Annotated in this window: 27 protein-coding genes and 1 other RNA gene; 21 read left to right on the forward strand and 7 right to left on the reverse strand. The window is 68.2% G+C overall.

The features are described from left to right. Positions 1 to 368 precede the first annotated feature (368 nt). Complete coding sequence (locus tag B0A89_RS10370; RefSeq protein ID WP_157115417.1) at positions 369 to 1,532, reverse strand: TRAP transporter substrate-binding protein; 1,164 nt, start codon at positions 1,530 to 1,532, stop codon at positions 369 to 371. A gap of 244 nt (positions 1,533 to 1,776) precedes the next feature. On the opposite strand from B0A89_RS10370, the gene B0A89_RS10375 reads away from it, so the two are divergent. The 3 genes from B0A89_RS10375 (at position 1,777) to B0A89_RS10385 (ending at position 4,615) form a co-directional block, all read left to right on the forward strand. Beyond that, positions 1,777 to 2,646: an ABC transporter permease gene (locus tag B0A89_RS10375; RefSeq protein WP_085378092.1), complete on the forward strand. Its 870-nt coding sequence runs from the start codon at positions 1,777 to 1,779 to the stop codon at positions 2,644 to 2,646. Continuing rightward, complete coding sequence (locus B0A89_RS10380) at positions 2,643 to 3,449, forward strand: ABC transporter permease (protein WP_085378093.1); 807 nt, start codon at positions 2,643 to 2,645, stop codon at positions 3,447 to 3,449. The genes B0A89_RS10375 and B0A89_RS10380 overlap by 4 nt, the downstream gene beginning before the upstream one ends. Before the next feature lie 74 nt (positions 3,450 to 3,523). After that, on the forward strand, positions 3,524 to 4,615 hold the full coding sequence (locus B0A89_RS10385) for an ABC transporter ATP-binding protein (RefSeq protein ID WP_085378887.1): 1,092 nt from the start codon (positions 3,524 to 3,526) through the stop codon (positions 4,613 to 4,615). Positions 4,616 to 4,653: 38 nt separating this feature from the next. Here B0A89_RS10385 and tpiA read toward each other — a convergent pair whose 3' ends face one another. Together tpiA and B0A89_RS10395 are read right to left on the reverse strand one after the other, a co-directional pair. Beyond that, complete coding sequence (gene tpiA, locus B0A89_RS10390; RefSeq protein WP_085378888.1) at positions 4,654 to 5,388, reverse strand: triose-phosphate isomerase; 735 nt, start codon at positions 5,386 to 5,388, stop codon at positions 4,654 to 4,656. 283 nt (positions 5,389 to 5,671) lie between these two features. Next, entirely contained in the window at positions 5,672 to 6,046 is a 375-nt protein-coding gene (locus B0A89_RS10395; RefSeq protein ID WP_085378094.1) for a HesB/IscA family protein, read from the reverse strand. 274 nt (positions 6,047 to 6,320) lie between these two features. Here B0A89_RS10395 and dusA point away from each other — a divergent pair, with 274 nt between their 5' ends. Further along, complete coding sequence (dusA, locus tag B0A89_RS10400; protein ID WP_240558699.1) at positions 6,321 to 7,247, forward strand: tRNA dihydrouridine(20/20a) synthase DusA; 927 nt, start codon at positions 6,321 to 6,323, stop codon at positions 7,245 to 7,247. Here the strand turns inward: dusA and mazG are convergent. Then, a complete protein-coding gene (mazG, locus tag B0A89_RS10405) occupies positions 7,244 to 8,035 on the reverse strand; it encodes a nucleoside triphosphate pyrophosphohydrolase (protein ID WP_085378096.1) in 792 nt (263 codons plus the stop codon). The genes dusA and mazG overlap by 4 nt on opposite strands. 63 nt (positions 8,036 to 8,098) lie before the next feature. On the opposite strand from mazG, the gene B0A89_RS10410 reads away from it, so the two are divergent. From B0A89_RS10410 to B0A89_RS14685, 13 genes are all read left to right on the forward strand, one after another. After that, positions 8,099 to 9,280 (forward strand): M20 aminoacylase family protein, encoded by a 1,182-nt coding sequence (locus B0A89_RS10410; protein WP_085378097.1) that lies wholly within the window; start codon positions 8,099 to 8,101, stop codon positions 9,278 to 9,280. 203 nt (positions 9,281 to 9,483) lie between these two features. Next, positions 9,484 to 9,822: a preprotein translocase subunit YajC gene (gene yajC / locus B0A89_RS10415; RefSeq protein WP_085378098.1), complete on the forward strand. Its 339-nt coding sequence runs from the start codon at positions 9,484 to 9,486 to the stop codon at positions 9,820 to 9,822. Positions 9,823 to 9,834: 12 nt separating this feature from the next. Next, complete coding sequence (gene secD / locus B0A89_RS10420; protein WP_085378099.1) at positions 9,835 to 11,499, forward strand: protein translocase subunit SecD; 1,665 nt, start codon at positions 9,835 to 9,837, stop codon at positions 11,497 to 11,499. 10 nt (positions 11,500 to 11,509) lie between these two features. Beyond that, the gene (gene secF, locus B0A89_RS10425; protein WP_085378100.1) at positions 11,510 to 12,505 is read left to right on the forward strand and encodes a protein translocase subunit SecF; all 996 of its coding nucleotides are present in this window, start codon (positions 11,510 to 11,512) and stop codon (positions 12,503 to 12,505) included. Beyond that, positions 12,505 to 12,858: an Mth938-like domain-containing protein gene (locus B0A89_RS10430; protein ID WP_085378101.1), complete on the forward strand. Its 354-nt coding sequence runs from the start codon at positions 12,505 to 12,507 to the stop codon at positions 12,856 to 12,858. Before secF ends, B0A89_RS10430 begins: the two co-directional genes overlap by 1 nt. Next, positions 12,858 to 13,496: a heme ABC exporter ATP-binding protein CcmA gene (gene ccmA / locus B0A89_RS10435; protein ID WP_085378102.1), complete on the forward strand. Its 639-nt coding sequence runs from the start codon at positions 12,858 to 12,860 to the stop codon at positions 13,494 to 13,496. Before B0A89_RS10430 ends, ccmA begins: the two co-directional genes overlap by 1 nt. Continuing rightward, positions 13,493 to 14,149 carry a heme exporter protein CcmB gene (gene ccmB / locus B0A89_RS10440; protein ID WP_085378103.1) on the forward strand — a complete coding sequence of 219 codons (657 nt, stop codon included), beginning with the start codon at positions 13,493 to 13,495 and terminating at the stop codon, positions 14,147 to 14,149. The genes ccmA and ccmB overlap by 4 nt, the downstream gene beginning before the upstream one ends. Positions 14,150 to 14,191: 42 nt before the next feature. Continuing rightward, entirely contained in the window at positions 14,192 to 14,917 is a 726-nt protein-coding gene (ccmC, locus tag B0A89_RS10445; protein ID WP_085378104.1) for a heme ABC transporter permease CcmC, read from the forward strand. After that, positions 14,914 to 15,057, forward strand: coding sequence for a heme exporter protein CcmD (gene ccmD / locus B0A89_RS10450; RefSeq protein WP_085378105.1), 144 nt, complete (start codon positions 14,914 to 14,916; stop codon positions 15,055 to 15,057). The genes ccmC and ccmD overlap by 4 nt, the downstream gene beginning before the upstream one ends. A 28-nt stretch (positions 15,058 to 15,085) precedes the next feature. Then, a complete protein-coding gene (locus B0A89_RS10455; protein ID WP_338045726.1) occupies positions 15,086 to 15,607 on the forward strand; it encodes a DsbE family thiol:disulfide interchange protein in 522 nt (173 codons plus the stop codon). A gap of 214 nt (positions 15,608 to 15,821) precedes the next feature. Next, positions 15,822 to 16,805, forward strand: coding sequence for a sulfurtransferase (locus tag B0A89_RS10460; RefSeq protein WP_085378107.1), 984 nt, complete (start codon positions 15,822 to 15,824; stop codon positions 16,803 to 16,805). Further along, a complete protein-coding gene (locus tag B0A89_RS10465) occupies positions 16,805 to 17,953 on the forward strand; it encodes a YeeE/YedE thiosulfate transporter family protein (RefSeq protein ID WP_085378108.1) in 1,149 nt (382 codons plus the stop codon). Before B0A89_RS10460 ends, B0A89_RS10465 begins: the two co-directional genes overlap by 1 nt. After that, positions 17,950 to 18,114: a hypothetical protein gene (locus tag B0A89_RS14685; RefSeq protein ID WP_157115317.1), complete on the forward strand. Its 165-nt coding sequence runs from the start codon at positions 17,950 to 17,952 to the stop codon at positions 18,112 to 18,114. The genes B0A89_RS10465 and B0A89_RS14685 overlap by 4 nt, the downstream gene beginning before the upstream one ends. A gap of 55 nt (positions 18,115 to 18,169) precedes the next feature. On the opposite strand, the gene B0A89_RS10470 is transcribed toward B0A89_RS14685, so the two are convergent. Both B0A89_RS10470 and acnA read right to left on the reverse strand, forming a co-directional pair. After that, positions 18,170 to 18,958, reverse strand: a complete 789-nt coding sequence (locus B0A89_RS10470; RefSeq protein ID WP_085378109.1) for a calcium-binding protein — start codon at positions 18,956 to 18,958, stop codon at positions 18,170 to 18,172. A gap of 172 nt (positions 18,959 to 19,130) precedes the next feature. Next, positions 19,131 to 21,917, reverse strand: a complete 2,787-nt coding sequence (gene acnA, locus B0A89_RS10475) for an aconitate hydratase AcnA (RefSeq protein ID WP_085378110.1) — start codon at positions 21,915 to 21,917, stop codon at positions 19,131 to 19,133. Positions 21,918 to 22,190: 273 nt separating this feature from the next. Here acnA and B0A89_RS10480 point away from each other — a divergent pair, with 273 nt between their 5' ends. From B0A89_RS10480 to B0A89_RS10495, 4 genes are all read left to right on the forward strand, one after another. Further along, complete coding sequence (locus B0A89_RS10480; protein WP_085378111.1) at positions 22,191 to 23,189, forward strand: DUF1223 domain-containing protein; 999 nt, start codon at positions 22,191 to 22,193, stop codon at positions 23,187 to 23,189. A gap of 45 nt (positions 23,190 to 23,234) precedes the next feature. Beyond that, positions 23,235 to 23,628: RNase P RNA component class A (gene rnpB, locus B0A89_RS10485), an RNA gene on the forward strand. Between the two features lie 137 nt (positions 23,629 to 23,765). Then, positions 23,766 to 23,933: a 50S ribosomal protein L33 gene (rpmG, locus tag B0A89_RS10490; RefSeq protein ID WP_028719409.1), complete on the forward strand. Its 168-nt coding sequence runs from the start codon at positions 23,766 to 23,768 to the stop codon at positions 23,931 to 23,933. Between the two features lie 137 nt (positions 23,934 to 24,070). Beyond that, a complete protein-coding gene (locus tag B0A89_RS10495; protein ID WP_085378112.1) occupies positions 24,071 to 24,982 on the forward strand; it encodes an alpha/beta fold hydrolase in 912 nt (303 codons plus the stop codon). On the opposite strand, the gene B0A89_RS10500 is transcribed toward B0A89_RS10495, so the two are convergent. Continuing rightward, a complete protein-coding gene (locus B0A89_RS10500; RefSeq protein WP_085378113.1) occupies positions 24,958 to 25,572 on the reverse strand; it encodes an inner membrane-spanning protein YciB in 615 nt (204 codons plus the stop codon). The genes B0A89_RS10495 and B0A89_RS10500 overlap by 25 nt on opposite strands. Between the last annotated feature and the right edge of the window lie 42 nt (positions 25,573 to 25,614).

Here is a 25,614-nt window from a genome sequence, read left to right on the forward strand (position 1 = left end):
TCGCCTGACTGCCGAGCCGCCCATGCGCGCCCGGCGAACTGCGCTGCCCCGGGAACGCTGCACCGTTGCGGGCCGCCGTTCCTTTCGGGCACGGTTTGCGATCCCTGATGCAGCGGCGCCCGGCAGGGGCCAAAGGCGCGGCCCGCGGGGCGCGTTATCGCGCCCCGGCCCAGCATCCGCTCAGGCCGGCCCTTGGCCTTTCGCCTGACGCTTGACCCTTTGGCAAGGACGGCTTGGCGCGATCGTCGTTCTGAGGCGCCGCGCCTTGCGTCTTGCCTGTTGGGCAAGGGGACAGGCCCCTAGCCTGCGCCCCAATGCAGACCGCCGCCCCGAAGGGCGGCGGCGCAAGGCGGTCGGGAAACGGGCCGTCAGTTCTTGGGCGCGGCCGGTGCGGCTGGCGCAGCCGGCGCAGCCCCGCCAGCCCCGGCCAGCTTGCCGTTGCGCTGCTGGATCATCATCATCGTGTCGAAGGTGTATTCAGCCGTCTGCTGGTACAGATACCAGTCGTTCATGAACTGCTGCTGGGCATCCCACTGCTTCTTGAAGGCGGGGTTCTGTGCGGACAGTTCGGCATAGACCTGGCGCGATGCGTCGAACGCGGCGGTCATCACATCTTCGGGGAAGGGCCGCAGCTGCGCCCCCGAGGCCACCAGGTTCTTGAGCGCGGTGGGGTTCTTGAAGTCGTATTCCGCCAGCGTGCTGCTGTCGGCTGCCTGGCAGGCGGTGCGCAGCAGCGACTTGTAGGTGTCGGGCAGCGCGTTCCACTTTTCCAGGTTGATGAACACCCCGACCGTCGGCCCGCCCTCCCAGAAGCCGGGGTAGTAATAGAAGGGCGCGACCTTCTGAAAGCCCAGCTTCTCGTCGTCATAGGGGCCGACCCATTCGGCGGCGTCGATGGTGCCCTTTTCCAGCGAGGGATAGATGTCCCCCCCGGCGATCTGCTGGGGCACCACGCCCAGCTTTTCGACCACCCGGCCGGCCAGCCCCGAGATCCGCATCTTGAGGCCCTTCATGTCGTCGAGCGACTTGATTTCCTTGCGATACCAGCCGCCCATCTGGGCGCCGGTATTGCCCGCCGGAAAGCTGATCAGGCCCTTGGTGGCCAGGAATTCGTTATAGGTGTCGATCCCGCCGCCATAGTAGTTATAGGCGGCTTTCGAGCGGGCGCTGAAGGTGAAGGGCAGATCGGCGCCGCAGGCAAAGGCCGGATCCTTGCCCCAGCTGTAATAGCCGACTGTGTTGGCGCATTCGACCGTGCCATCGGTGGCCGCGTCCATCGCCTGCAGGCCAGGGACGATCTCGCCCGCGGCAAAGACCTGGATGGTGAACTTGCCGTCGGTGGCTTCCTTCACCCGCGTCGCGACATCCTCGCCGCTGCCGTAGATGGTATCCAGCGACTTGGGAAAGGACGACGCCATCCGCCAGGTGATGGTGGGCGATTCCTGCGCGATCGCCGGCGCAGCCAGCGTGGCCCCTGCCGCCGCCGCCGCGCCGCCGATGCCGGCACGGGTCAGAAAGGCGCGGCGGCCCAGTTCGATCTTGTCGGTCATGTCGTCCTCCACTGTCGCAGGCGGGTTCGTTGCGCCCCGCTTCTGCCGAATGCGAAGGCAGATTGCACAGCCCCGGCCCGCCTGTCGAGACGCCCTTTCAGCCCCCCGGCCGATCGGGGCGGGCACGCGGGCGCGGAAAGAAAAATTGCGCTTTTCCTTTAACCGGCCCTGTGGTTCTGATGCGCCAGACGGCCGCGGCAGGCGGCAGGGGAAAGGGAAGGCGCGGATGGCAGCCGCCGGCGGAACGGAATCGGCACAAGGGTGGCGGATCGTCACGCCCCCCTTCGTCTATGCCCTGCTGATGCTGGCGATCCCGCTGCTGACGATCCTGGCCTATTCCTTCTTCAAGGATGGCTATCAGGTCGTCATCCGCAGCTTCACCCTGGAAAACTATCGCGCGGTGTGGAGCGATCCGATCTTCCGCACGCTGATGCTGCGCTCGCTCGGGGTTGCGGCGCTGGTCACGATGCTGACCGTGCTGCTGGCCTTTCCGATCGCCTATTTCCTGTCCTTCGTGGTCCGGCCCGAACGCAAGTCGCTGTGGCTGTTTCTCATCACCATCCCGTTCTGGACCAGCTATCTGGTGCGCGTCTTCCTGTGGAAGGTGATCCTGGGGCATAACGGGGTCATCAACTCGGGCCTGAAAAGCCTCGGCTTGATCGACCAGCCGCTGACCTTCCTGCTCTACAACACCGGGTCGATCGTGATGACGCTGGCGCATGCCTATGCCCCCTTCGCGATCCTGCCGATCTATGTCGCGCTGGAAAAGATCGACCGCTCGCTGCTCGAGGCGGCGCGCGATCTGGGCGAGAGCCGGGCGATGACCTTCTGGCGCGTCACCCTGCCGCTGGCCATGCCGGGGGTGCTGGCGGCGGTGCTGATCGTGTTCGTCCCGACCATCGGCGATTACGTGACCCCCACGATCATCGGGGGCGGCAAGATCCCGATGGTGGCCAACCTCATTCAGGCGCAGATGCTGGATATCGACAACAAGCCGCTGGGATCGGCCATCGCGGTCAGCGCCATGCTGGTCGTGACGGTGCTGGCGCTGATCTTCCTGTTCCTCAACCGCCGCTTCCTCAAGGTGCGGCAATGAAGGGCGGGGGCCTGCGGGCCTATGCGATCCTCTATCTGCTGTTCCTCTATGCGCCGATCCTGCTGCTGCCGATCTTCGCCTTCAACTCGGGCACGATCGTCGCCTTTCCGCTGAAGGGGATCACGACCCAGTGGTTCGGCCAGATGTGGGAAAACGCCACGCTGCGCCGGGCGCTGCTGAATTCGCTGGTCATCGCGCTCAGCTCGGCCGCGCTGGCGACCTGCCTGGGGCTGTTCGCGGCCCGCGCCTCGACGCGCTTTGCCTTCTCCGGCAAGGGGCCGGTGATGGGGCTGATCATGCTGCCGCTGGTCCTGCCGGAAATCATCGTGGGCGTGTCACTGCTGGTGGTGCTGCTGGGCGTCGGGGTGCCGCTGTCGATCCTGACGGTGATCCTGGGCCATACGCTCGTCTGCATGCCCTATGCGGTCGCGATCCTGACGACGGCCTTTTCCTCGCTTGACCGATCGCTCGAGGAAGCGGCGCAGGATCTGGGCGAGACCAAGTGGAACGCGTTCCGGCTGGTCATCCTGCCGCTGGTGATGCCCGGCATCATCTCGGCCATGCTGATGAGCTTCACGATCAGCCTGGATGAATTCATCATCGCCTTCTTCCTGGCGGGGAACGAGCCGACGCTGCCGACCTATATCTTCAGCCAGCTGCGCTTCCCCAAATCCATCCCGATGATCATGGCGCTGGGGACGGTGCTGGTCGCCATGTCGATCGTCCTGCTGACGGTCGCCGAATATTTCCGCCGCCGCGGCGTCGCCCGCACCGGCCAGAAGGACAGCGGAGGCTTCCTGTGACCGCCCATTCCACCGCCTATGCCCCCGCCCGCGATGCCCAGGGCCGCCCGACGCCGATCATGGACCGCAGGCCCATGATCGAGTGCCGCGAGGTTCACAAATATTACGGCGACTATCATGCGCTGCGCGGCATCGACCTGACCATCCGCGAGGCCGAGTTCTTTTCGCTGCTCGGCCCCTCGGGCTGCGGCAAGACCACGCTGCTGCGCACCATCGCGGGCTTCGAGGACATCGGCTCGGGCGTGGTGCTGATCGACGGCAAGGACATGGCGGACGTGCCGGCCAATGTGCGGCCGACCAACATGGTGTTTCAGTCCTATGCGATCTTTCCCCATCTGACGGTCGCGCAGAACGTCGCCTTCGGGCTGCGCCGCGACCCGCGCAGCCGCGCGCAGAAAGCGGCCGCGGTGGAGGAGGCGCTCGCCATGGTGGGCCTGCGCGGATACGGCGCGCGTGCGGCCCATGCCCTGTCGGGCGGCCAGCGCCAGCGGGTGGCGCTGGCGCGGGCGCTGATCCTGAAACCCAAGGTGCTGCTGCTCGACGAGCCGCTCTCCGCGCTCGACCGCAAGATGCGCGAGCAGATGCAGGTCGAGCTGATCAAGCTTCAACGGCAGGTGGGCATCACCTTCGTGCTGGTCACACATGACCAGGAAGAGGCGCTGGTCATGTCCGACCGTATCGCCGTCATGTTCGAGGGCGAGATCGCCCAGCTTGATTCGGCCGAGGCGCTCTATACCCGCCCGGCCAGCCGCCGGGTGGCCGAGTTCATCGGGGTGATGAACTTCCTGCCCGCGCGTATCCTGGGCGAAACCGCCCAGACGGTGACGATCGAGACACCCGGTTTCGGCCGCGTGGATATTCCCGCGGCCAATGTCAGCCGCGCTGACCGCGGCGATGCCGGCCCCTCGATCGGCTTCAGGCCCGAGGCGGTGACGCTGCTGGCGGCCAATGCGCCGGCCGGCACGCATGTGGCCGAGGGACTGATCGACGAGGTCGTCTATTACGGCGACATGAGCTATTACGACGTGATGCTGGAAGGCGACGGCTTTGAGGGCAAGCACGAGATCCGCATCTCGATGCGTAACGTCTTTGGCCGCGAGCTGCCCGACCTGGGCACCCGCGTCCGGGTGGACTGGTCGCCCGGATCGCTGATCCTGTTCCGCTAGGATCAGCCGGGGCGGGCATAGGCCGCCCGTCCCTGCCTTCAGGCGGCGGAAAGCGCCGAGATGATGGGGCCGAAATCGGCAGCCTTGAGGCTGGCGCCCCCGACCAGCGCGCCGTTCACATGCGGGATGGCAAAGATCTCTGCCGCATTCGCGGGCTTGACGCTGCCCCCGTAAAGAAGGCTGATCTCGGCCCCGTCGGCAAAGCGGGCGCAAAGCGCCTGGCGCATGGCGTCATGCACCTCGGCGATCTGGGCGGCGCTGGGCGTGCGGCCGGTGCCGATCGCCCAGACGGGTTCATAGGCGATGACGGTATTGGCGGCGGTGGCGCAATCGGGAACCGAGGCGGCAAGCTGCCCGGCGATGACGGACAGCGTCTCGCCGCTGTCGCGCTGCGCCTCGGTCTCGCCCACGCAGATGATGGCGACGAGGCCAGCCTGATGGGCAGCGGCCGCCTTGGCCATGACGGCGGCGTCGGTTTCGCCGTGGTCGCTGCGCCGCTCGGAATGGCCGACTATGACATGGCTTGCGCCCGCATCCTTGAGCTGTGCGGCCGCGATGTCGCCGGTATGGGCGCCCGACGCCGCGGCATGGCAATCCTGGCCGCCGACCATGATGCGCCCGGCGGCGCGCCCGGCCATTGGCTGAACCAGCAGGGCGGGGGGGCAGATCAGCACCTCTACCCCCGGCGCCGTGGGCAGGGCGTCCAGTTCGGCCAGCGATTGCAGGGTGCCGTTCATCTTCCAGTTGCCGGCGGCAAGCTTGGGGGGGGCCATCGCATCCTCCTTGATCGTCATGCCGGCCTAGCCCGGCTGTCCTGTCCATGGCAAGACGGGTGGTCCCTTGGCCTGCGGATTTCGCCCCTGCCATGCGCGGCCAGAACGGCTCAGGGGCGGGCAGGAGCCGCAAGGCAGGATAGGGCAGCCCGCGATCTGCCCTGCGAGGCGGCGGGACATGCGCATGAGACAAAGGCGGATGCACGGACCGCTGCGGGCCGTGCTGCGGCTCGGCTGCCCTGCTTGCTGGCCGCATGGGCTTTGCGGGCCGGGGTAGGCAAGGTCAGCCGCGTTGCGCGGCCGATCCTTCCAGCGGGGCAAAGCGCACCGATTCACCGCAGCCGCAGCTTTCGGTGACATTGGGGTTGATGAAGCGGAAGCCGCTGTCCAGCAGGTCGGTCTTGTAGTCGATCTGCGTGCCGAACAGGAACATCTGCGCGGTCGGCGCGATCATCACCCGCGCGCCGCCCTGTTCCACGACCTCGTCGCCGGGATTGGCGGCCTCGGCCAGTTCCATCGTGTATTCCATCCCCGCGCAGCCGCCCTTCTTCAGGCCGATCCGCAGGCCGCCGGCCTGCTTGTCGGCCATCAGCCGCGCGATCCGCGCCTCGGCGGCGGGCGTGATGGTGACAGGGGGCTTGCCGGGGATCGAGAACATCGGGGGTGCCTTTCGCGCTTGCCTTCCAAGATAGGCGCGCAGGGCGCCCGGCTCAACCCGTTCCCGGCGCCGGCGTCGCGTTGCCGGCGATCCGGCCCTGCTGTAGGAAGGCGGGTCTGGACAGACGAGCGGGATCATCATGACGCAGCCCTGCACGGCATCATCCCTGCGCCCGGCCGGCGCGTCCGGGACGGACACCCCGGCGGCAGGGCCGGTCGCGGCAGGGGGCGCGATCGGCGCGGCGCGGCAGGCGGCGCGGCTTTCCGTGGCCCCCATGATCGACTGGACAGACCGGCACTGCCGGGCCTTTCACCGGCTGCTCAGCCGCCGGGCGCTGCTTTACAGCGAAATGATCACCGCGCCCGCGATCATCCATGGCGACCGTGCCCGGCTGTTGGACCATGACGCGGACGGGCCGGCGGCGTTGCAACTGGGCGGGTCCGACCCGGCGCAGCTGGCGCAGGCGGCGCGGATCGCGGCCGGATGGAACTATGCCGAGATCAACCTCAATGTCGGCTGCCCCAGCGACCGGGTGCAGTCGGGCTGCTTTGGCGCGGTGCTGATGAAATCGCCCGCGCTGGTTGCCGCCTGCGTCAGGGCCATGCAGGATGCGAGCCCCGTCGAGGTCACGGTGAAATGCCGCATCGGCGTGGATGAACAGCAGCCCGCCGAGATCCTGCCCGCCTTTCTGGCCGCAGTCGAGCAAGCGGGGGTGCGCCGGGTCATCATCCATGCCCGCAAGGCGTGGCTGAACGGCCTGTCGCCGCGCGAGAACCGCGAGATCCCGCCGCTGGATTATCCGCTGGTGCATGCGATGAAGGCGGCCTTTCCCGCCCTGCACCTGTCGATCAATGGCGGGATCGGATCGCTGCAAGAGGCGCGGGCGCAGCTTGCGGTGATGGACGGGGTGATGATCGGCCGCGCCGCCTATCACGACCCTTGGGCGATCCTGGGGCAGGCCGATGCGCTGTGGGGCGAGACGCCGCCCCTTGCCGCGCCGCTGGATGCGGCGCTGGCCATGCGCGGCCGCATTGCCGCGCATCTGGCCGCAGGCGGGCGCATGCACCAGATCACGCGCCACATGCTGGGCCTTTTCCACGGCCGCCCCGGCGCCCGCGCATGGAGGCGCATCTTGTCCGAACGGGGCGCGGGCGGGACATTGCAGGACTATGACGCGGCCCTGACCGCGGCGGGGGGCTAACCCGCCCGTTCTGCCGCCTTGGCGGCATTCCACAGGGCGTCCATCTCGGCCAGGTCGGATTGTTCCGGCCGCCGGCCGCGCGCCGCCAGGGCCGCCTCGACCGACTGAAAGCGGCGGGTGAACTTGGCATTGGCGCTGCGCAGCGCCTCCTCGGGGTCGATCCCCATGTGGCGGGCAAGGTTGGCCATCACGAACAGCAGATCGCCGAATTCCTCGGCCCGGTGGACGGGATCAGCCGCGGCGCGCAGCTCGGCCGTTTCCTCGGCCAGCTTGTCGAGCACCTCGTCCGTCGAGGGCCAGTCAAAGCCGACCCGCGCCGCCCTGTTCTGCAGCTTGACCGCGCGGGTCAGCGCCGGCAGCCCCAGCGCCACCCCGTCGAGGGTGCCGCGTTCGGCGCGGGCGGCGCGTTCCTGCGCCTTGATCGCCTCCCAGTCGCGGACCTGCTGCTCGGCCGTCTTGTCGCGGCTTTCGCCGGCAAAGATATGGGGATGGCGCGCGACCAGCTTGTCCGCTATCGCCCGCGCCACATCGCCCAGATCGAACATCCCCGCCTCGGAAGCGACCTGCGCCTGAAAGACCACCTGCAGCAGCAGATCGCCCAGCTCGCCCGGCAGCTCGTCCCAGGCGCCGCGGGCGATGGCATCGGCCACCTCATGCGCCTCCTCGATGGCATAGGGGGCGAGCGAGGCGAAATCCTGTTCGATGTCCCAGGGACAGCCGGTCTGCGGATCGCGCAGGGCGGCCATGATCTGCGCTAGGCGGGAAAGCTCGTCTGTCGCGTCGGTCATGGACAATCTGGCCCCGTTCGGTTGGATTGCGCGCAGGATTACCCTGACGTGAAAGAGTTCACCATGCCCGTTCTGAACCGCATTGCCGGCTATGCCGACGAGATGACCGCCTGGCGCCGGCATCTTCACCAGCACCCCGAGCTGCAGTTCGATCTGGGCCAGACCGCCGCCTTCGTGGCCGAGCGCCTGCGCGCCTTCGGCGTGGACGAGCTGCATGAGGGGATCGCCCGGACCGGCATCGTCGCGATCATCAACGGGCGCGGCAATGCGGCGGGCCAGGGGCCGACCATCGGCCTGCGGGCCGACATGGACGCGCTGCCGATCATCGAGGCGACGGGCAAGGACTATGCCTCGGGCACCCCGGGCAAGATGCACGCCTGCGGCCATGACGGGCACACCACGATGCTGCTGGGCGCGGCGAAATACCTCGCCGAGACGCGCAACTTCTCGGGCCGCGTGGCCCTGATCTTCCAGCCGGCCGAGGAAGGCGGGCGGGGGGCCAAGGTCATGGTCGATGAAGGGATCATGGACCGCTTCGGCATCGCGCAGGTCTATGCCCTGCACAATTCGCCCAATGTCCCGGTGGGCGCGTTCCAAACCAATCCCGGCCCGCTGATGGCGGCGGTGGATGCCTTCGACATCCGCATCAAGGGCCGCGGCGGGCATGGGGCGAACCCGCATCTGACGGCCGATCCGGTGATCGCGGCGGTGGGAATCGTGCAGGCGCTGCAAAGCATCGTCAGCCGCAACCACAATGCCATCGAGGATCTGGTCGTCTCGGTCACGCAGATCCATACCGGCTCGGCCCATAACGTGATTCCCGCGGATGCCTATATCAACGGGACGGTGCGGACCTTCGATCCGGCGGTGCAGGCGATGGTGATGCGCCGCATGGCCGAGATCGTCGCCGGGCAGGCGGCGAGCTTTGCGGTCGAGGCGACGCTGGATTACCAGCAGGGCGATCCGGCCACGGTGAACGATCCCGCCTGCGCCGCCTTTGCCGTCGAGGTCGCATCCGAGGTGTCGGGCGCGGCCAATGTGGACGGCGATTGCCCCCGCGAGATGGGGGCCGAGGATTTCAGCTATATGCTGCAAGCAAGGCCCGGCGCCTATCTGTTCATCGGGCAGGGCGAAGGGGCGGGGCTGCATCACCCGGCCTATGATTTCAACGACGAGATCGCGCCCATCGGGGCAAGCTTCTTTGCCCGCCTGGTCGAACGGGCGCAGCCCGCCCCAGCGGCCTGAGACAGGGCGTCTGACACTGATGCTGCAGGCCGCTCCTTCCAAGGGGCGGCCTGCGCGGTGCCGTGCCCCATTGCGGCGGGGGGCCGGGGTGTTTCTGGACAAGGCGGGCCGGCGCGACTAGGTTTCGTGCCGATTCCCGGTCGGGCGCCTCTGCGGGCCTTGCCAGCCCTTTGCCGTGTCCCGGCCCCTGTTAAGGAACGTCCATGTTCGTCACACCCGCCTATGCCCAGGCTGCCGCAGCCCCCGCCGCAGGCGGCGCGGCGCCTTTCCTGCAATTCGTGCCGCTGCTGCTGGTCTTCGTGATCATGTATTTCCTGATCCTGCGCCCCCAGCAGAAAAAGATGGCCCAGCACCGCGCCATGGTGGGGGCGCTGAAGAAGGGGGACAGCGTGATCACGCAGGGCGGGCTGATCGGCAAGGTCGTGGGCCTGCGCGACGACGAACTGGATGTCGAGATCGCACAGGGCGTGCGGGTGCGCGTCGTCCGGGCGACCATCGCCCAGGTCGTCACCCGCAGCGCGCCTGCTGCCGCCAACAACTGATCGCCCCGCGCCATGCTTCAGATCCCGCTGTGGAAACGCATCCTGATCCTCGCCATCGTGGTGGTCGGGCTGATCTATGCGATGCCCAACCTGTTCTATGCGCGGGTCGAGGCCCATAACGACGCCGTCGCCGCGGCCAAGCGCGACGGCTTTGAAACGCCCGAGCAGGCGGCCGCCCGCGCCCGCTGGCCGCAATGGCTGCCCGGCGGGCTGGTCAATCTGGGGCTGGACCTGCGCGGGGGGGCGCATCTGCTGGGCGAGGTCCACACCGCCGAGGTCTACAAATCGCGCTTGAACAGCCTGTGGCCGGATCTGCGCGACGCGCTTGCCGCCCAGCGCGATGTCGTCGGCGCGGTGCGCCGCGTGGCCGGCCCCGATGATGTCCTGCGGGTCGAGATCGGCAACCCCGACCAGATGGCAAAGGCGGTCGAGATCGCCCGCAGCCTTGCCGCCCCGGTCGTGTCGCTGACCGGCGCCGGCTCGTCCAGCCTCGATATAACCGCGGCGGGCAACACGATGACGGTGCGCCTGTCCGATGCCGAAAAGGCCGCGACCGACGATCGCACCATCCAGCAGACGCTGGAAATCGTGCGCCGCCGCGTGGACGAGGTGGGCACGCGCGAGCCGACGATCCAGCGCCAGGGCAAGGATCGCGTGCTGATCGAGGTGCCCGGCATCGGCTCGGCCGAGGATCTCAAGAAGCTGATCGGCACGACCGCGAAGCTGACCTTCAATGCGGTGGTTGGACGGGGCACCGATCCGAATGTCGCGCCGGGGCTGGGCAATGTCGTCGTGCCGTCGCTGGACGAAAAGGGCGTTTACTATACCATCGCCGAGGTGCCGGTCGTGACCGGCGAAGAGCTGACCGATGCCCGCCCCTCGTTTGACCAGAACGGCCAGCCGGCTGTCGAATTCCGCTTCAATCCGCAGGGCGCGCGGCGTTTCGGGGCCTATACGGCCGCCAATATCGGCCAGCCCTTTGCCATCGTTCTGGATAACCAGGTGATTTCGGCGCCCAATATCCGCGATGCGATCACCACCGGGAACGGCCAGATCTCGGGCGCGATGACGGTGGACGAATCCAATCGCCTCGCGGTGCTGCTGCGGGCAGGGGCGCTGCCGGCCGGGATGACCTTCCTTGAGGAACGCACCATCGGCCCCGAACTGGGGCAGGATTCGATCGACGCGGGCAAGATCGCCGGCATCGTCGGCACGGGGCTGGTGGTGGCCTATATCGTCGCCAGCTATGGGCTGTTCGGGGTGTTCGCCTCGATCGCGGTCATCGTGAACGTGATCCTGATCCTTGCCGTCATGTCGATGATGGGGGCCACGCTGACACTGCCGGGGATCGCCGGCATCGTGCTGACGGTCGGCACCGCCGTGGATGCCAACGTCATCATCTATGAGCGCATCCGCGAGGAACTGCGCGCCGGGCGGCGCATCGTGCAGGCCATCGACAACGGCTTCAACGAGGCGATGAGCGCGATCATCGACGCCAACGTGACCACCTTCATCGCCGCCCTGGTGATGTTTTTCCTAGGCTCGGGGCCGGTCAAGGGGTTCGCGGTCACGCTGACAATCGGCCTCGTGACATCGGTGTTCACCGCGATCTACCTGACGCGGCTGATGATCGTGATATGGCTCGACTGGCGCAAGCCGCGGACATTGGAACTGTAAGGGACGCCCCATGGCATTTCGTCTGAAACTCGTCCCCGACAACACGCGGATCGATTTTTTCCGCTGGCAGCTGCTGACCTTTGGCATCTCGGCTGTCGCGATGCTGGCCTCGATCATCGTGATCGCCGTCAACGGCTTCAACTTCGGCATCGACTTCAAGGGCGGCACGACCATCCGCACCGAAAGCCCGACTGCCTTCCAGGTGGGCGATTACCGCGGCGCGCTGAGCGATCTGGGCCTTGCGGACGTGACCATCACCGAGGTGTTCGATCCCACCTTCGGCCCCGACAAGCATGTCGCGCAGATCCGCATCGGAACCACCAACGAAACCGGATCGGTCACGCCCCAGCAGTTGAACGAGGTCGAGGCGGCGCTGAAGGCAGTCGATCCGGGCGTCACCTTCGCCGCCGTCGAATCGGTCGGTCCCAAGGTGTCGGGCGAGCTGATCAAGACCGCCGTCTATTCGGTGGGCGCCGCGACACTGGGCATCCTGTTCTATATCTGGCTGCGCTTTGAATGGCAGTTTGCCCTGGGCGGGGTCTTTGCCCTGGTCCATGACATCCTGCTGACGGCGGGGCTGTTCGCGTTGTTCCAGATCCGGTTCGACCTGACGACCATCGCCGCGCTGCTGACCATCCTGGGCTATTCGATCAACGACACCGTCGTGGTGTTCGACCGGCTGCGCGAGAACCTCATCAAGTTCAAGACGATGCCGCTGGTCGACGTGATGAACCTGACGGTGAACGAAACGCTTAGCCGCACGATCATGACAGCCGTCGCAACCGCCCTGGCACTGGCGGCGCTGCTGGTGCTGGGGGGCGACGTGATCCGGGGCTTTGTCTTTGCGATGCTGTGGGGCGTGTTCGTGGGCTGCTATTCCACGATCTATGTCGCCAAGAACATCGTCCTGTGGCTGGGCGTGCGCCGTGACTGGACCAAGCCGGTCAAGGCCGCCCCCGGCGAAAAGAGCGAGCTTGCCGGAACGCCCTTCCAGGACATGCCCTGATGCCGCTGCGCGAAACCGACTATGCAGGCGCAGTGCCGGTGGACAGCTATGGGCCGGGCTTTTTCCGCATCGCCGGGCGCGTGGTCCGGGGTCCGGTGATCGTGACCCCCGCCGGGGCGCAGCCCTGGGGCGGGCTGGCGGATAGGGCGGCGCTGACCGCGCTGGCGGGCGTTGCGGATCTGCTGTTCCTGGGAATGGGGGCCGAGATCGCCGCGCCCCCCGCCGGGCTGCTGGACAGCCTCGACGACGCGGGGCTGATGGTCGAGACGATGGCGACCCCGACCGCGGCGCGCAGCTATAACGTGACCCTGTCGGAAGGACGGCGGGTCGCCTGCGCCCTGCTGCCGGTGTGATGGCGCTGGTCTCGGCGCGCGGGCTGGCGGTCGCGCGCGGGGGCCGGCGGGTGGCCGAGGGGATCGACCTGGACCTGTCCGCAGGCGAGGCGCTGATTCTGCGCGGCCCCAACGGAATCGGCAAGACGACGCTGCTGCGAACCATCGCCGGGCTGCAACCCCCCGCCGCGGGGACCGTCACCGCCGATCCCGATGCGATCGCCTATGCCGGCCATGCCGACGGCCTGAAGGGCGCGCTGAGTGCGGCAGAAAACCTGCGATTCTGGCAGGCGGTCTTTGCCGGGCCACCGGTCGGGGCGGCGCTGGCCGCGTTCGACCTCTCCCATCTTGCCGCCCGGCCCGCCGCAATGCTGTCCGCAGGGCAGAAAAGGCGGCTGGGGTTGGCGCGGCTGCTGGTCACGGGCCGGCCGGTCTGGGTTCTGGACGAGCCGACCGTGTCGCTTGACGCGGCCTCGGCGGCGCTGTTCGCCGAGGCCGTGGGCGCGCATCTGGCGCAAGGGGGGGCGGCGCTGATCGCCACGCATGTCGATCTGGGGCTGGGCGCGGGCGTCCGGGTTCTGGATCTTTCGCCCTATCGCGCCATGACGGGGCGGACAGCCCCCCGCGCGCCGGCCAGCTTTGACGAGGCCTTCGGATGACCGCGCTGCTCTGGCGCGATCTGAGGCTGGCCATGCGAGCAGGGGGCGGCTTCGGGTTGGGGCTGGCCTTCTTTCTGATCCTGTGCGTTCTGGTGCCCTTTGGCGTGGGGCCGCAGGGCGACATCCTGTCCCGCATCGCGCCGGGCATCCTGTGGGTCGGGGCGCTGCTGGCCTGCCTGCTGTCGCTGGACCGCATCTTCGCCCTCGATTTCGAGGATGGAAGCCTTGATCTGCTGCTCACCGCGCCGCTTCCGCTGGAAGGCGCGGTGGCGGTCAAGGCGGCTGCGCACTGGATCACCACCGCATTGCCGCTGATCGCGGCGATACCCGTCTTCGGGCTGCTGCTGGATCTGCCGCGCGCGGCGCTGGGATGGACGCTTGCATCCTTGCTGCTGGGCACGCCGGCGCTGTCGATGCTGGGTGCCTTTGGCGCGGCCCTGACGGTCGGGCTGCGGCGGGGGGGGCTGCTGCTGTCGCTGCTGGTGCTGCCGCTTTACATTCCGACGCTGATCTTCGGGGCCGAGGCGGTGCGCCGCGGGGCCGCCGGGCTGGACGCCACGACCCCGCTGGTGCTGCTGGCGGGCATCAGCCTGGGGGTGGTGGCGGTGCTGCCCTTTGCCGCCGCGGCCGCCCTGCGTGTCAACCTGCGGTGAGGGGGCTTTCGCCCCGCCCCGCGCACGGCTAGACGGTTATCCATGTCGATCTGGGACTATGCCAATCCTGTCCGTTTCATGCGCAGTTCGGCGGCGGTGCTGCCGTATCTGGCCGCCGGGGCGGCCCTGACGCTGGGCACGGGGCTGGTCTGGGGGTTCCTGGCGCCCGACGACTACAGGCAGGGCGCGACGGTCAAGATCCTGTTCCTGCATGTGCCCGCCGCGATGATGGCGATCAACATCTGGATCATGATGCTGGTGGCCTCGCTGGTCTGGATCATCCGGCGCCACCATGTCAGCGCGCTGGCGGCGCGCGCGGCCGCGCCGCTGGGCGCGGTGATGACGCTGATCGCCCTGGCCACCGGCGCGATCTGGGGCCAGCCGATGTGGGGGACATGGTGGGCCTGGGATCCGCGCCTGACCTCGTTCCTGATCCTGTTCCTGTTCTATCTGGGCTATATGGCGCTGTGGTCGGCGATCGAGGATCCCGACAGCGCCGCGGACCTGACGGGGGTGCTGTGCCTGGTGGGTTCGGTCTTTGCGCTGCTGTCGCGCTATGCGGTGCTGTTCTGGAACCAGGGGCTGCACCAGGGCGCCACCATCAGCATCGCGCCGGGGCGGCGCATCACCCCGGCCTACAGCTATCCGCTGTATCTGTGCATGGCGGGGTTCTTTCTGCTGTTCCTGACATTGCTGCTGGTGCGCACGCGGACGGAAATCCGCCGCCGCCGCACCGCGGCCCTGCTGGCACGCGAGGCGCGGGGATGATCGAGCTTGGGAAATATGCCGCGCCGGTGCTGATGGCCTGGGGGATCGGCCTTGCGCTGCTGGCCGGGATCATCGTGCAGACACTGTTGGCCAATGCCCGCGCCCGCCGCGCCTTGGCCGAGGTTGAGCGTCGTGGCTAGGATATCGCCCCTGCTTGCCTTGCCGCCGGTGCTGTTTGCCGGTCTGGCGGCGATGTTCCTGTGGGGGATGGAACGGGGCGATCCCGCGGCGCTGCCCTCGGCGCTGGTGGGCCGCCCGGCGCCCGCCCTGCCGTCCACGACCCTGCCGGGCGAAAGCGCGCCCACGCCTGACGATCTGCGCAGCGGCAAGGTTACGCTGGTCAATTTCTGGGCAAGCTGGTGCCCCCCTTGCCGGGCCGAGCATCCCACCCTTCAGGCGCTTGCAAGCGAGGGGATTCCCCTTATCGGCATCGACCTGAAGGATCCCGAACCCGCCGCCCGCCGCTTTCTCGAGGAGCATGGGAGCCCCTTTTCCCGCCTTGCCACCGACCCGCAGGGGCGCGCCGCGCTGGACTGGGGCGTGACCGCCCCGCCCGAGACGTTCATCCTGGATGGCGAGGGGCGGGTGCTCTACCGCTTTGCCGGACCGCTGGTGCGCGAGGATTACGTCCAGCGATTTCGCCCCGAACTGGACAGGGCGCTTGAAAAGGCACAAGCCGGCCGGCCCTAGCATGCCGAAAAGAGGAAGGGTTTTCCGCCGCGCCGCTGGCAGGGCGGGCGATTGTCCTGCATCAGTGCCCAGGGCGTGGCAGGGCGGCCTGCCGGCGCATGGCCTGGCAGGATGATCCGTCGCCCCGCCACAGCGCGGCCCGGCAGCGGCGGTCTTGGTATTGCCGCGCAGGCCCCATATCCTCAGGGCAAGCATCCCCTGACCCGAGGCATTCATGCGTTCCCTCGCACCCCTGCTTGCCGCTGCGGCATTCATCGCCACCCCGCCCGCCTTTGCCGCCCCCGCGCCGGGGCAGCCTGCCGCCGCCGAGGCCGCGGCCCCTGTCCAGCCGCAAGCGGCGCGCCTTGGCCCGCTGATCACCGCGCCGCAGCTTGCGGCGGCTGGTGCCGGGCCGTTGATCCTCGACATCCGGGGCGAGGCCTATGGCCAGGGCCATATCCCCGGTGCGCTTGATGCGCCCTACAAGCTGTTTCGCGGCCCGGCCGACAATCCTGGCGCGCTTGTTCCCGTCGAGCGGTTGCAGGCCACGCTGAGCGGTCTTGGCCTGTCCAAGGACCGTCCGGTCGTCATTGTCCACCAGGGCAGCGACCAGGATGATTTCGGCTCGGCCGCCCGGGTTTACTGGACGTTGAAATCGGCCGGCATTCAGGACATCGCGATTCTGAACGGCGGCATGAACGCCTGGGCGGCGGCGGGCCTGCCGGCCGATACGGCGCCCGTGGCGCCCCAGCCCACGCAGCTGGCGATCACCTGGGACGACCGCTGGACCGCGAGCGAGGACGAGGTGGCGCGCATCGCCGCCGGGCAGGAGGATGCCCGCCTGCTTGACGCCCGCCCGGCCGAATTCTTCCAGGGAAGCAAGGCCCATGCGGCCGCATCGGCCCCCGGAACCGTGCCGGGCGCGCAGAGCGTGCCCCACACCGAATGGTTCGCGGGCCAGACCCCGTCCGTCGCCCCGCCCGCCACCGCCGCCGACATCGCCGCGCGGCTGGGGATCAGGCCGGGCGGCGAGGTCGTCACCTTCTGCAACACCGGCCACTGGGCTGCGACCGAATGGTTCGCCCTGTCCGAACTGGCCGGTCTGCCCAATGTCAGGATGTATCCCGAATCGATGGTCGGCTATACCAAGGGCGACCACCAGATCGCCAACAAGCCGGGTCTGGTCGACAACCTGATGCGCCAGATCAAGGGGCTGTGATGGCAAGCATCGCGACGAATGCCGGTGCGCGCGAGGCGCCTGCGAGCCCGCTGATCCCTTCGGCCGCCGCGCGCGCGGGGGCGGGGGCGCTGTTGGCCGCGGCGCTGGCCGCCATGGCGCTGCTGGTCGGGCTGCGCTACGCGCTGCTGCTCGGGATCGGCCTTGGTTTCGGGATGACGCTGGAAGGGCTGCGGTTCGGTTTTGCCGGGCCCTGGCGCGCCCTGATCCTGCGGCGCGAGGGGGGCGGCGTTCTGGCGCAGCTTCTGGCGATCGGGCTGACCGCCTGCGCGGCGATGCCGCTGATCGCGGCCCATCCGGCCGAGCTGATGGGGGCTGCCGCGCCGGTCGGGTTTGCCATGCTGGGCGGGGCCTTCGTCTTTGGCGCGGCGATGCAGGTGGTGCTGGGCTGCGGGTCAGGCACGCTCATCAATGCGGGCAGCGGCAATCCGGTGGCGATGCTGGCGCTGCCCTTCTTTGCGCTGGGCAGCTTTCTGGGATCGTGGTCGCTGGTCTGGTGGACCGATCTGGGATCGCTGCCGGTGGTCGTGCTGCGCGGGGGAACGGGCCTTGCCGTGACGCTGGGCCTGTTGCTGGGGCTGGCCGGGATCGTTCTGGCGGTGGCGGCGCCCGGCAAGCGGCGCATCCCCGGCCGCTGGGTCGTGGCGGCATTGCTGCTGGCGGCGCTGGCGGTGCTGAACCTGATCGTGTCGGGGCAGCCCTGGGGCGTCGTTTACGGACTTGGGCTTTGGGGCGCCAAGGCCGCCGCGGGCCTGGGCGTGGATCTGTCGCGCTCGGCCTTCTGGGCCGCGCCGGGCAATGCGGCGCGGGTCGGCGCAAGCGTGCTGACGGATGTGACCTCGCTGACGGCATTCGGGTCGATCATCGGGGCAATGCTGGTCGCGTTCTGGCGGGGCGGGCTGGCGCAGCCGCTGCCGCGCCTGCCGGCGCGCGCCTGGGCCGCGACGGTCGTATCGGGGCTGCTGCTGGGCTATTCCTCGCGGCTTGCCTTCGGCTGCAATGTCGGCGCGCTTTTCTCGGGCATCTCGACGGGCAGCCTGCATGGCTGGGCCTGGCTCGTGCTGGGTTTTGCCGGATCGCTCGTGGGGGTGCGGCTGCGCGCGGCCCTGTGGATGGAGGGGCGGCCATGACGCGCCACATGATCGCGGGCATCTGCCTGGCCATGCTGGGCCTGATCATCGGGGGCGATCTGCTGGCCGTGACGCCCAACCCCTATCGCGCCCCGGCGGCCTTGGCGCTGGGATCGGGGGCCGCGGCGCCGGGTGGATTTTGCGGCGCGCTGCCGCGCTAGGAAAAAAAAACGGCGGCCCTGGCGGGGCCGCCGTCCTGCCATTGCGGTCTGCCTGTCAGAACAGGAAGTCGGACGCGTTCAGATCGGCGATGTGCTGATTGTCCAGGTGCAGGACCATGTTCTGCCCAAGATGGATGGTCACGCCGCCGTTCTCTTCGACCATGTGCGAGGACAGCGATTCAAAATTCAGCTCCATCGTGCGCAGGTCGATGACATCCTCACCCGAACGGAAGTCGGCGATCGTGTCATGGCCCTGGCGGAACACGAAGGTATCCGCGCCGTCCCCGCCGCGCAGCAGGTCGCTGCCGATGCCGCCGCGCAGCAGGTCGTTGCCGCTGCCGCCATACAGCGTATCGTTCCCGTTCCCGCCGTTCAGCGTGTCATTGTCATCGCCGCCGAACAGGCTGTCGCGCCCGCCGCCGCCGTTGATGTAGTCGTTGCCGGTGCCGCCCGCGACCCAGTCGTTGCGCAGGCCGGCAAAGATGCGGTCATTGCCGTCGCCGCCGTTGATGATATCGCGGCCCTCGCCGGTATAGATCAGGTCGTCGCCGGCACCCGCCGCGACCTGGTCCGCCCCATGGCCGGCCCAGATCGTATCGTTGCCTTCCCCGCCCAGGATATAGTCGCGGCCATAGCCCCCCGAGATCCTGTCGTCGCCCGCACCGCCGTTCAGCACGTCCCAGCCGCGCTGGCCGAAGATCGCATCATTGCCGTTGCCGCCGCTGACATAATCGTTGTTGCCCCGGCCCATGACGACATCATCACCATCAAGAGCCCGGATCAGGTCGACGCCGTTGATGCCGGCCAGAAAATTGTTTCCTTCAGTTCCGACGATGTAACTCATGAATACTTCCCCCTCAATGACAGGCCGGATGGCCGCGGCGAAGTATCACAGATTTTAATCAATTGTTAACCTTTGCGGGCTTGACCTTTTAGACAGGTTTGAACGGAAAAACCCCGGATGGCGCTGCCATCCGGGGTCTTTGTCAATGCCGCCTCGGGTAGGGGCGCTGCGCTCAGCCCGCCTTGGCGAGGTTGCGCAGCACGTAGTGCAGCACGCCCCCGTTCTTGAGATAGACGATCTCGACCTCGGTATCGACGCGCGCCTTCAGCTGGATCGTCTGCTCGCTACCATCGGCGCGGCGGATCGTGGCGGGCACGATCTTCAGCGGCCTGAAATCATCGGCCAGCCCGTGGATCGAGATCACCTCGTCCCCCGTCAGCCCCAGCGACTTGCGGGTATCCCCATTCGTGAACTCGAACGGAATGACCCCCATGCCGACCAGGTTCGAGCGGTGGATGCGCTCGAAGCTTTCGGCGATCACGGCCTTGACGCCCAGCAGGTTGGTGCCCTTGGCCGCCCAGTCGCGCGAGGAGCCGGCCCCGTATTCGACCCCGCCGATGATGACCAGCGGCGTGCCGCGCTGCTGCCATTCCATCGCCGCGTCATAGATCGAGGTCTGCTCGCCGTCCGGGCCCTTGGTGTAGCCGCCCTCGACGCCGTCCAGCATCTCGTTCTTGATGCGGATATTGGCGAAGGTGCCGCGCATCATGACTTCGTGGTTGCCGCGGCGGCTGCCATAGCTGTTGAAGTCGGCGGGCGCGACCTGCCGCTCGGTCAGATAGCGGCCGGCCGGGCTGGTCGGCTTGAAGCTGCCGGCCGGGCTGATGTGGTCGGTCGTGATCATGTCGCCCAGGATTGCCAGAACGCGCGCACCGTCGATATCGGTGATGACGCCCGCGTCGCGCGACATGCCCCGGAAATAGGGCGGGTTCTGGATATAGGTCGATGCCGGCGGCCAGTCATAGGTCTCGCTGTCGGTCGTCTCGACCGCCTGCCAGCGTTCGTCGCCCTTGAACACATCGGCGTATTTCGCCTGGAACATCTCGCGGGTGACGATCTTCTCGACCAGCTCGGCCACCTCGCGCGAGGTCGGCCAGATGTCGCGCAGATAGACATCCGGCCCCTCTGGCGTCTGCCCGATCGGCTCGCGCGTGATGTCGATGTTCATGTCGCCGGCGATGGCATAGGCCACGACCAGCGGGGGGCTGGCCAGATAGTTGGCGCGCACGTCGGGGCTGATCCGCCCCTCGAAGTTGCGGTTGCCCGACAGCACCGACACCGCCACCAGGTCGTTGTCGTTGATCGACTTGCTGATCTCGGGCGCCAGGGGGCCGGAGTTGCCGATGCAGGTCGTGCAGCCGAAGCCGACGAGGTTGAAGCCGAGCGCGTCCAGATGCTCCTGCAGGCCGGCGGCGCGCAGGTATTCCTCGACCACCTGCGATCCGGGCGCGAGCGAGGTCTTGACCCAGGGCTTGCGCGTCAGGCCCAGTTCGTTGGCCTTTTTCGCCACCAGGCCCGCCGCCATCAGGACATAGGGGTTCGAGGTGTTGGTGCAGGACGTGATCGCCGCGATCACGACGCTGCCATCGCGCAGGCGATAGCTCTGCCCCTCAACCCGGCCGCGGCTCTGTTCGCCCGAATGTTCATCGCCGGGGATCTCGGCCTGCGAGGGCGCGGGCGAGCCGCCTTCCTCGGTCATGTTGTATTTCTGGTCCTTGGGCACCGACGGTGCGGGGCGCAGGCCGATGATGTAGTCCTTGAATGTCTGGGCCGCGACGTCCAGCGCCACGTGGTCCTGCGGCCGCTTCGGCCCAGAGATCGCGGGCACGACATCGCCGAGGTCGAGATGCAGCGTCGAGGTATAGACCGGCTCGTAATCGGCGCCGCGCCAGAAGCCATTGGCCTTAGCATAGGCCTCGACCAGGGCGATGCGCTGTTCGGTGCGGCCCGTCTGGCGCAGATAGCGCAGCGTCTCGTCATCGACGGGGAAAAAGCCGCAGGTGGCGCCGTATTCGGGGGCCATGTTGGCGATGGTGGCGCGGTCGGCCAGCGGCATGTTGTCAAGGCCGCTGCCGTAGAACTCGACGAACTTGCCGACGACCTTGTGGTCGCGCAGCATCTTGACGACCTTCAGCACCAGGTCGGTGGCGGTCACGCCCTCGCGCAGCGCGCCGGTTACCTTGAAGCCGACGACCTCGGGGATCAGCATGGAGATCGGCTGGCCCAGCATCGCGGCCTCGGCCTCGATCCCGCCGACGCCCCAGCCAAGGACGGCCAGGCCGTTGACCATGGTGGTATGGCTGTCGGTGCCGACCAGCGTGTCCGGATAGGCGATGGTCGCGCCGGTCTGGTCGGTGTCGGTCCAGACGGTCTGGGCCAGGTATTCCAGGTTCACCTGATGGCAGATGCCGGTGCCGGGCGGCACGACGCGGAAGTTGTTGAACGCGCCCTGACCCCATTTGAGGAACTGGTAACGCTCCATGTTGCGTTCGTATTCCAGATCGACGTTGCGCTGGAAGGCGCGGGGATTGCCGAATTCATCCACCATGACCGAATGGTCGATGACCAGATCGACCGGGTTCAGCGGGTTGATCCTCTGCGCGTCGCCGCCCAGTTCCTTGATCCCGTCGCGCATGGCGGCAAGGTCGACGACCGCCGGAACGCCGGTGAAATCCTGCATCAGCACGCGGGCGGGGCGATAGGCGATCTCGCGATCCGACCTGCCGCCATCCTGCGCCCACTGGGCGAAGGCCCTGATGTCCTCGACGCTGACGGTAAAGCCGCCATCCTCGAAGCGCAGCATGTTTTCCAGCACGACCTTGAGGGCGGCGGGCAGGCGCGAGAAATCGCCCAGGCCAGCCTCGGTCGCGGCGGGGATGGAATAATAGGCAAGGCGTTCGCCGCCCGCGGAAAGCTCGCGGCGGGTCTTGGCGGTGTCGGAGCCGGTGACGATGGGCATGGCTTTCCTTCCTGGGATGGAGAGATGGCGTCCTGTTCCGATTGCCCCGACTCGGCCCACAGGTGCAAGCACCCGACAGGCGCCGCGACAACCGGAAACACATTGTATGCCGTAGTATACCGACTTTGCGGCCCGTGCAAGCCGCAGCGCCCGCTGCGGGGCTGCCACGGCAGGGGCGGCGCAAGGGCGGGGCGCGGCGGGAAAGCGGGCGGCGGGCCTGCCTAACGAAGCCTTGATTTGGCCGGTAGGGCAAAGCCGTCCTAAGACGCGGGCATGCATGCTGCCCTGTCTCCAGTTCGTCGGTCCGGCGGCACGGCGCCGCGCCTTGCCCGCCTTGCGCTGGGCGCCTGCCTGGCCGCCTTGCTGGCGATTCCCGCAGCGGGCGGGCCGTTGGGCGACGACGCCTTTGCCGATGGCGGCGCCGTGGGGCTGATCGAGGCGCCCGACGATGCCGGCCCCGCCCGCGCGGCCGCATCATCGGACGAGCCGATCCCCGGCCTCGGGCCGGAGGACGGCTTTGGCGCGCCCTTGATGGGCGCAGTGCCCGAAGGGGCCTTTTCGCTGGCGCCGCAATGGTCCGAGCGCGCCCCCCGGCCCTTTGCCGGCATCCCTGTCGTGGTCGAGCTGTTCACTGCGCAGGGCTGCTCGACCTGCCCGGCGGCGGATGCGATGATCGCGGACATCGCTGATCGGCCCGATGTTCTCGCCCTGGGCTGGCATGTCGATTACTGGGACTATCTGGGTTCGCCCGACGGCTATGCCCGCCCCGATCACACGGTTCGCCAGCAGGGCTATGCCGCCGCCGCGGGCGAGCGGGGCGTCTATACCCCGCAGATCCTCGTGGATGGCAGCGATACCCTGATCGGCGCGGACCGCAGCGGCCTGATGGCGCTGATCGAGGATCATGCCAGCCGGCCGCCGGCGATCATGGCCTCGGCCACGCGGGCCGAGGGCGGCTATCAGATCGACCTGACCCCGCGTGCGGCGATTCCGGGCGGCTTGCAGGTGCTGCTGATCCGCTATCTGCCCAGCCGCGAGGTTGATGTCGGGGCGGGCGAGAACCGAGGCAGGCGCATCCTTTATCGCAACATCGTCATCGGCATGGAAACGGTCAGCCGCTGGCCCGCGCGCACGCCGCTGCGTCTGACGCTGCGCACCGAAGGGGGCGCGGATGCGGCCTATCCCCTCGATACGCGCCATGCGCTGCTTGTCCAGCAGCGGATAAGGAGCGATCGGCCCGGCCCGATTCTGGCGGCGCTGCGGCTGGACTGAAACCCTGCTTGACCGGGCTGGTGGCCCCGCTTATCTGCAATCAGCGCGGACGGCCGGATGACCGCGGACCGACGGCCCGTGCCGGCACGGTCCGAGGAAAGTCCGGGCTCCATGCAGGCACGGTGCCGGGTAACGCCCGGCGGGGGCAACCCCAGGGAAAGCGCCACAGAGAACAGACCGCCCGGACCTGTCCGGGCAAGGGTGAAACGGTGGGGTAAAAGCCCACCGCGGGACGGGCAACCGGACCGGCACGGCAAGCCCCACCGGGAGCAATGCCGAATAGGGATCGCGCGCGGGGGCCTGCCCCCGCAGGGCCGCCTGCGCCCCAGCAGATCCGGGTTGGCAGCTTGATCCCGTCGGCGACGGCGGGACCAGAGGAATGGTCATCCACGGGCGGAAACGCCCCGGACAGAACCCGGCTTACAGGCCGTCCGCGCGTTCGGCCCCATGGCAGGTGGCAAGGGCAAAATCCGGTTGACTTTGCCCGTCGCAGGCTGGAAAAGCGGGCTTCACAGATTCCACGGGGTTATCGGACAGCCGCCCACAGGCCCGCCCCGCATGAGCAGGAGCAGGACCATGGCGAAGCCGACGACGATCAAGATCCGCCTGAACTCGACGGCGGGCACCGGACATTTCTATGTCACCAAGAAGAACGCCCGGACGATGACCGAGAAGATGGCGGTCAACAAATATGATCCGGTCGTCCGCAAGCATGTCGAATACAAGGAAGGCAAGATCAAGTAAGATCGCGCCACCCTTGCGCCCATCCGACCGCGCCCGGCTGCTGCCGCGGCGCGGTTTTTTCATGCCATGGTCATGGCGCCGTCATGCGGCGGTTGCCGGGCCGCGCCAACCTTGCACCCGCGGCAATGAGGTGCGCCATGGCCCTTGTGACAGCGGACAGCGAAGGCTTTTTCCCGCATGCGCTGTTGCAGCGCGCGGCCGATCTGCCGCCCGGCCGGCCGATCGTGATCATGATCCACGGCTATCGGTTCAGCCCCCGCATCCCCGAGGCATCGCCCCACCGGCATATCCTTTCGCTGGCCCCGGACCCGGCCGCCCAAAGGGCGATGTCCTGGCCGCAGGCGCTTGGCTTTACCGAAAACGGGGATGAGGGGCTGGCTGTCGCCTTTGGCTGGCACGCGCGGGGCGGGCTGCGCGCCGCCTATGCCCGCGCGGCCGATGCGGGGGCCGAACTTGCGGCGCTGGTCGATGCGCTTGTCCTGGCGGCGCGCCGGCCGGTGGCGATGATCGGCCATTCGCTTGGCGCGCGTGTCGCGCTGGCCGCGATGCAGCGCGCCGCCCCCGGCAGCGTGGGGCGCGTCGTCCTGCTGTCGGCGGCCGAGTTGCAGGGCCGGGCCGAGGCGGCCATCGCCAGCCCCGCCGGCATGCTGGCCGAGGTGGTGAACGTCACCTCGCGCGAGAACGATCCCTATGATCTGGGGCTTGAACTGATCCTGTCGGGCGGGCGGCAGCGCGCCCTGGGGTTCGGGCTGGGGCAGCCGCGCCGCAACTGGGTGGATCTTCAGATCGACGATCCCGATACGCTCGATTCGCTGCGCCGGCTGGGCTTCAGCATCGAGGGCAGGGCCAGCCGCGCCTGCCACTGGTCGCCCTATCTGCGAACGGGGCTGTTTGCGGTGTGGCGCACCGTTTTGTGCCAGCCGGCGGCCCTGCCGCTGCCCTTGCTGGCGATGGCCCGCCCGGAACGGCCCGCCCGGCGCTGGTCGCGGCTGATCGCGCCAGGGCGGGCAGACAGGGCGGCAGCTCAGCGGCGCCTGTCGTCGTCCTGAGGCAGGGCGTGGCGCCGGATCAGCGGCATGTTCGCCATCAGGAACACGAAGGTCAGCGCCATCAGCCCCACCGTCTTGAACAGCACCCAGGTCGTATCCGACTGCGTGCGGCGGATCACCTCGTTCAGCAGGGCCAGCGCCAGGAAAAGCCCCATCATCCGCACCGTGAGGCGGCGCCAGCCCTCGGCCGTCATGGGCACCACCTCGCCCAGAACCAGCCCCAGCCAGTTGCGGCGCAGCGCAAGGCCAAGGCCCAGCAGCCCGGCCAGCAGCAGATAGATGATCGTCGGCTTCATCTTGATGAAGCGGGGATCATTCAGCCAGACCGTCAGCCCGCCAAAGACGACGACCACCACCAGCGTGATCAGCTGCAAGGCCGACAGGCGGCCCGTGCGCAGCCACAGCACCGCATTGGCCAGGATCGTCAGCGGCACGAATACCAGCGTGGCGACGATCATGCCGGGATAGTCGGCCCCGCCCCAATGGACGGTCTGATGGCGCAGCAGCAGGAACACCGCAAGGAACGCCGCCAGCGGGCCGTAATCCAGCACGCCCCTGAGGCCGGGGGAAAGGGGTCTGTGATCGCTCATGGCCGCTGTTCTGGCCGATCATCGGGGCGCGGACAAGGGTGT

The organism is Paracoccus contaminans, assembly GCF_002105555.1.
Lineage (GTDB): Bacteria > Pseudomonadota > Alphaproteobacteria > Rhodobacterales > Rhodobacteraceae > Paracoccus > Paracoccus contaminans.

Excerpts from the sequence above, each read along its gene's own strand:
- B0A89_RS10375 (WP_085378092.1), top strand. The coding sequence starts at position 1,777 with ATGGCAGCCGCCGGCGGAACGGAATCGGCACAAGGGTGGCGGATCGTC.
- B0A89_RS10380 (WP_085378093.1), top strand. The coding sequence starts at position 2,643 with ATGAAGGGCGGGGGCCTGCGGGCCTATGCGATCCTCTATCTGCTGTTC.
- B0A89_RS10385 (WP_085378887.1), top strand. The coding sequence starts at position 3,524 with ATGATCGAGTGCCGCGAGGTTCACAAATATTACGGCGACTATCATGCG.
- tpiA (WP_085378888.1), bottom strand. The coding sequence starts at position 5,388 with ATGGCCCCCCCCAAGCTTGCCGCCGGCAACTGGAAGATGAACGGCACC.
- B0A89_RS10395 (WP_085378094.1), bottom strand. The coding sequence starts at position 6,046 with ATGTTCTCGATCCCCGGCAAGCCCCCTGTCACCATCACGCCCGCCGCC.
- dusA (WP_240558699.1), top strand. The coding sequence starts at position 6,321 with ATGATCGACTGGACAGACCGGCACTGCCGGGCCTTTCACCGGCTGCTC.
- mazG (WP_085378096.1), bottom strand. The coding sequence starts at position 8,035 with ATGACCGACGCGACAGACGAGCTTTCCCGCCTAGCGCAGATCATGGCC.
- B0A89_RS10410 (WP_085378097.1), top strand. The coding sequence starts at position 8,099 with ATGCCCGTTCTGAACCGCATTGCCGGCTATGCCGACGAGATGACCGCC.
- yajC (WP_085378098.1), top strand. The coding sequence starts at position 9,484 with ATGTTCGTCACACCCGCCTATGCCCAGGCTGCCGCAGCCCCCGCCGCA.
- secD (WP_085378099.1), top strand. The coding sequence starts at position 9,835 with ATGCTTCAGATCCCGCTGTGGAAACGCATCCTGATCCTCGCCATCGTG.
- secF (WP_085378100.1), top strand. The coding sequence starts at position 11,510 with ATGGCATTTCGTCTGAAACTCGTCCCCGACAACACGCGGATCGATTTT.
- B0A89_RS10430 (WP_085378101.1), top strand. The coding sequence starts at position 12,505 with ATGCCGCTGCGCGAAACCGACTATGCAGGCGCAGTGCCGGTGGACAGC.
- ccmA (WP_085378102.1), top strand. The coding sequence starts at position 12,858 with ATGGCGCTGGTCTCGGCGCGCGGGCTGGCGGTCGCGCGCGGGGGCCGG.
- ccmB (WP_085378103.1), top strand. The coding sequence starts at position 13,493 with ATGACCGCGCTGCTCTGGCGCGATCTGAGGCTGGCCATGCGAGCAGGG.
- ccmC (WP_085378104.1), top strand. The coding sequence starts at position 14,192 with ATGTCGATCTGGGACTATGCCAATCCTGTCCGTTTCATGCGCAGTTCG.
- ccmD (WP_085378105.1), top strand. The coding sequence starts at position 14,914 with ATGATCGAGCTTGGGAAATATGCCGCGCCGGTGCTGATGGCCTGGGGG.
- B0A89_RS10460 (WP_085378107.1), top strand. The coding sequence starts at position 15,822 with ATGCGTTCCCTCGCACCCCTGCTTGCCGCTGCGGCATTCATCGCCACC.
- B0A89_RS10465 (WP_085378108.1), top strand. The coding sequence starts at position 16,805 with ATGGCAAGCATCGCGACGAATGCCGGTGCGCGCGAGGCGCCTGCGAGC.
- B0A89_RS14685 (WP_157115317.1), top strand. The coding sequence starts at position 17,950 with ATGACGCGCCACATGATCGCGGGCATCTGCCTGGCCATGCTGGGCCTG.
- B0A89_RS10470 (WP_085378109.1), bottom strand. The coding sequence starts at position 18,958 with ATGAGTTACATCGTCGGAACTGAAGGAAACAATTTTCTGGCCGGCATC.
- acnA (WP_085378110.1), bottom strand. The coding sequence starts at position 21,917 with ATGCCCATCGTCACCGGCTCCGACACCGCCAAGACCCGCCGCGAGCTT.
- B0A89_RS10480 (WP_085378111.1), top strand. The coding sequence starts at position 22,191 with ATGCATGCTGCCCTGTCTCCAGTTCGTCGGTCCGGCGGCACGGCGCCG.
- rpmG (WP_028719409.1), top strand. The coding sequence starts at position 23,766 with ATGGCGAAGCCGACGACGATCAAGATCCGCCTGAACTCGACGGCGGGC.
- B0A89_RS10495 (WP_085378112.1), top strand. The coding sequence starts at position 24,071 with ATGGCCCTTGTGACAGCGGACAGCGAAGGCTTTTTCCCGCATGCGCTG.
- B0A89_RS10500 (WP_085378113.1), bottom strand. The coding sequence starts at position 25,572 with ATGAGCGATCACAGACCCCTTTCCCCCGGCCTCAGGGGCGTGCTGGAT.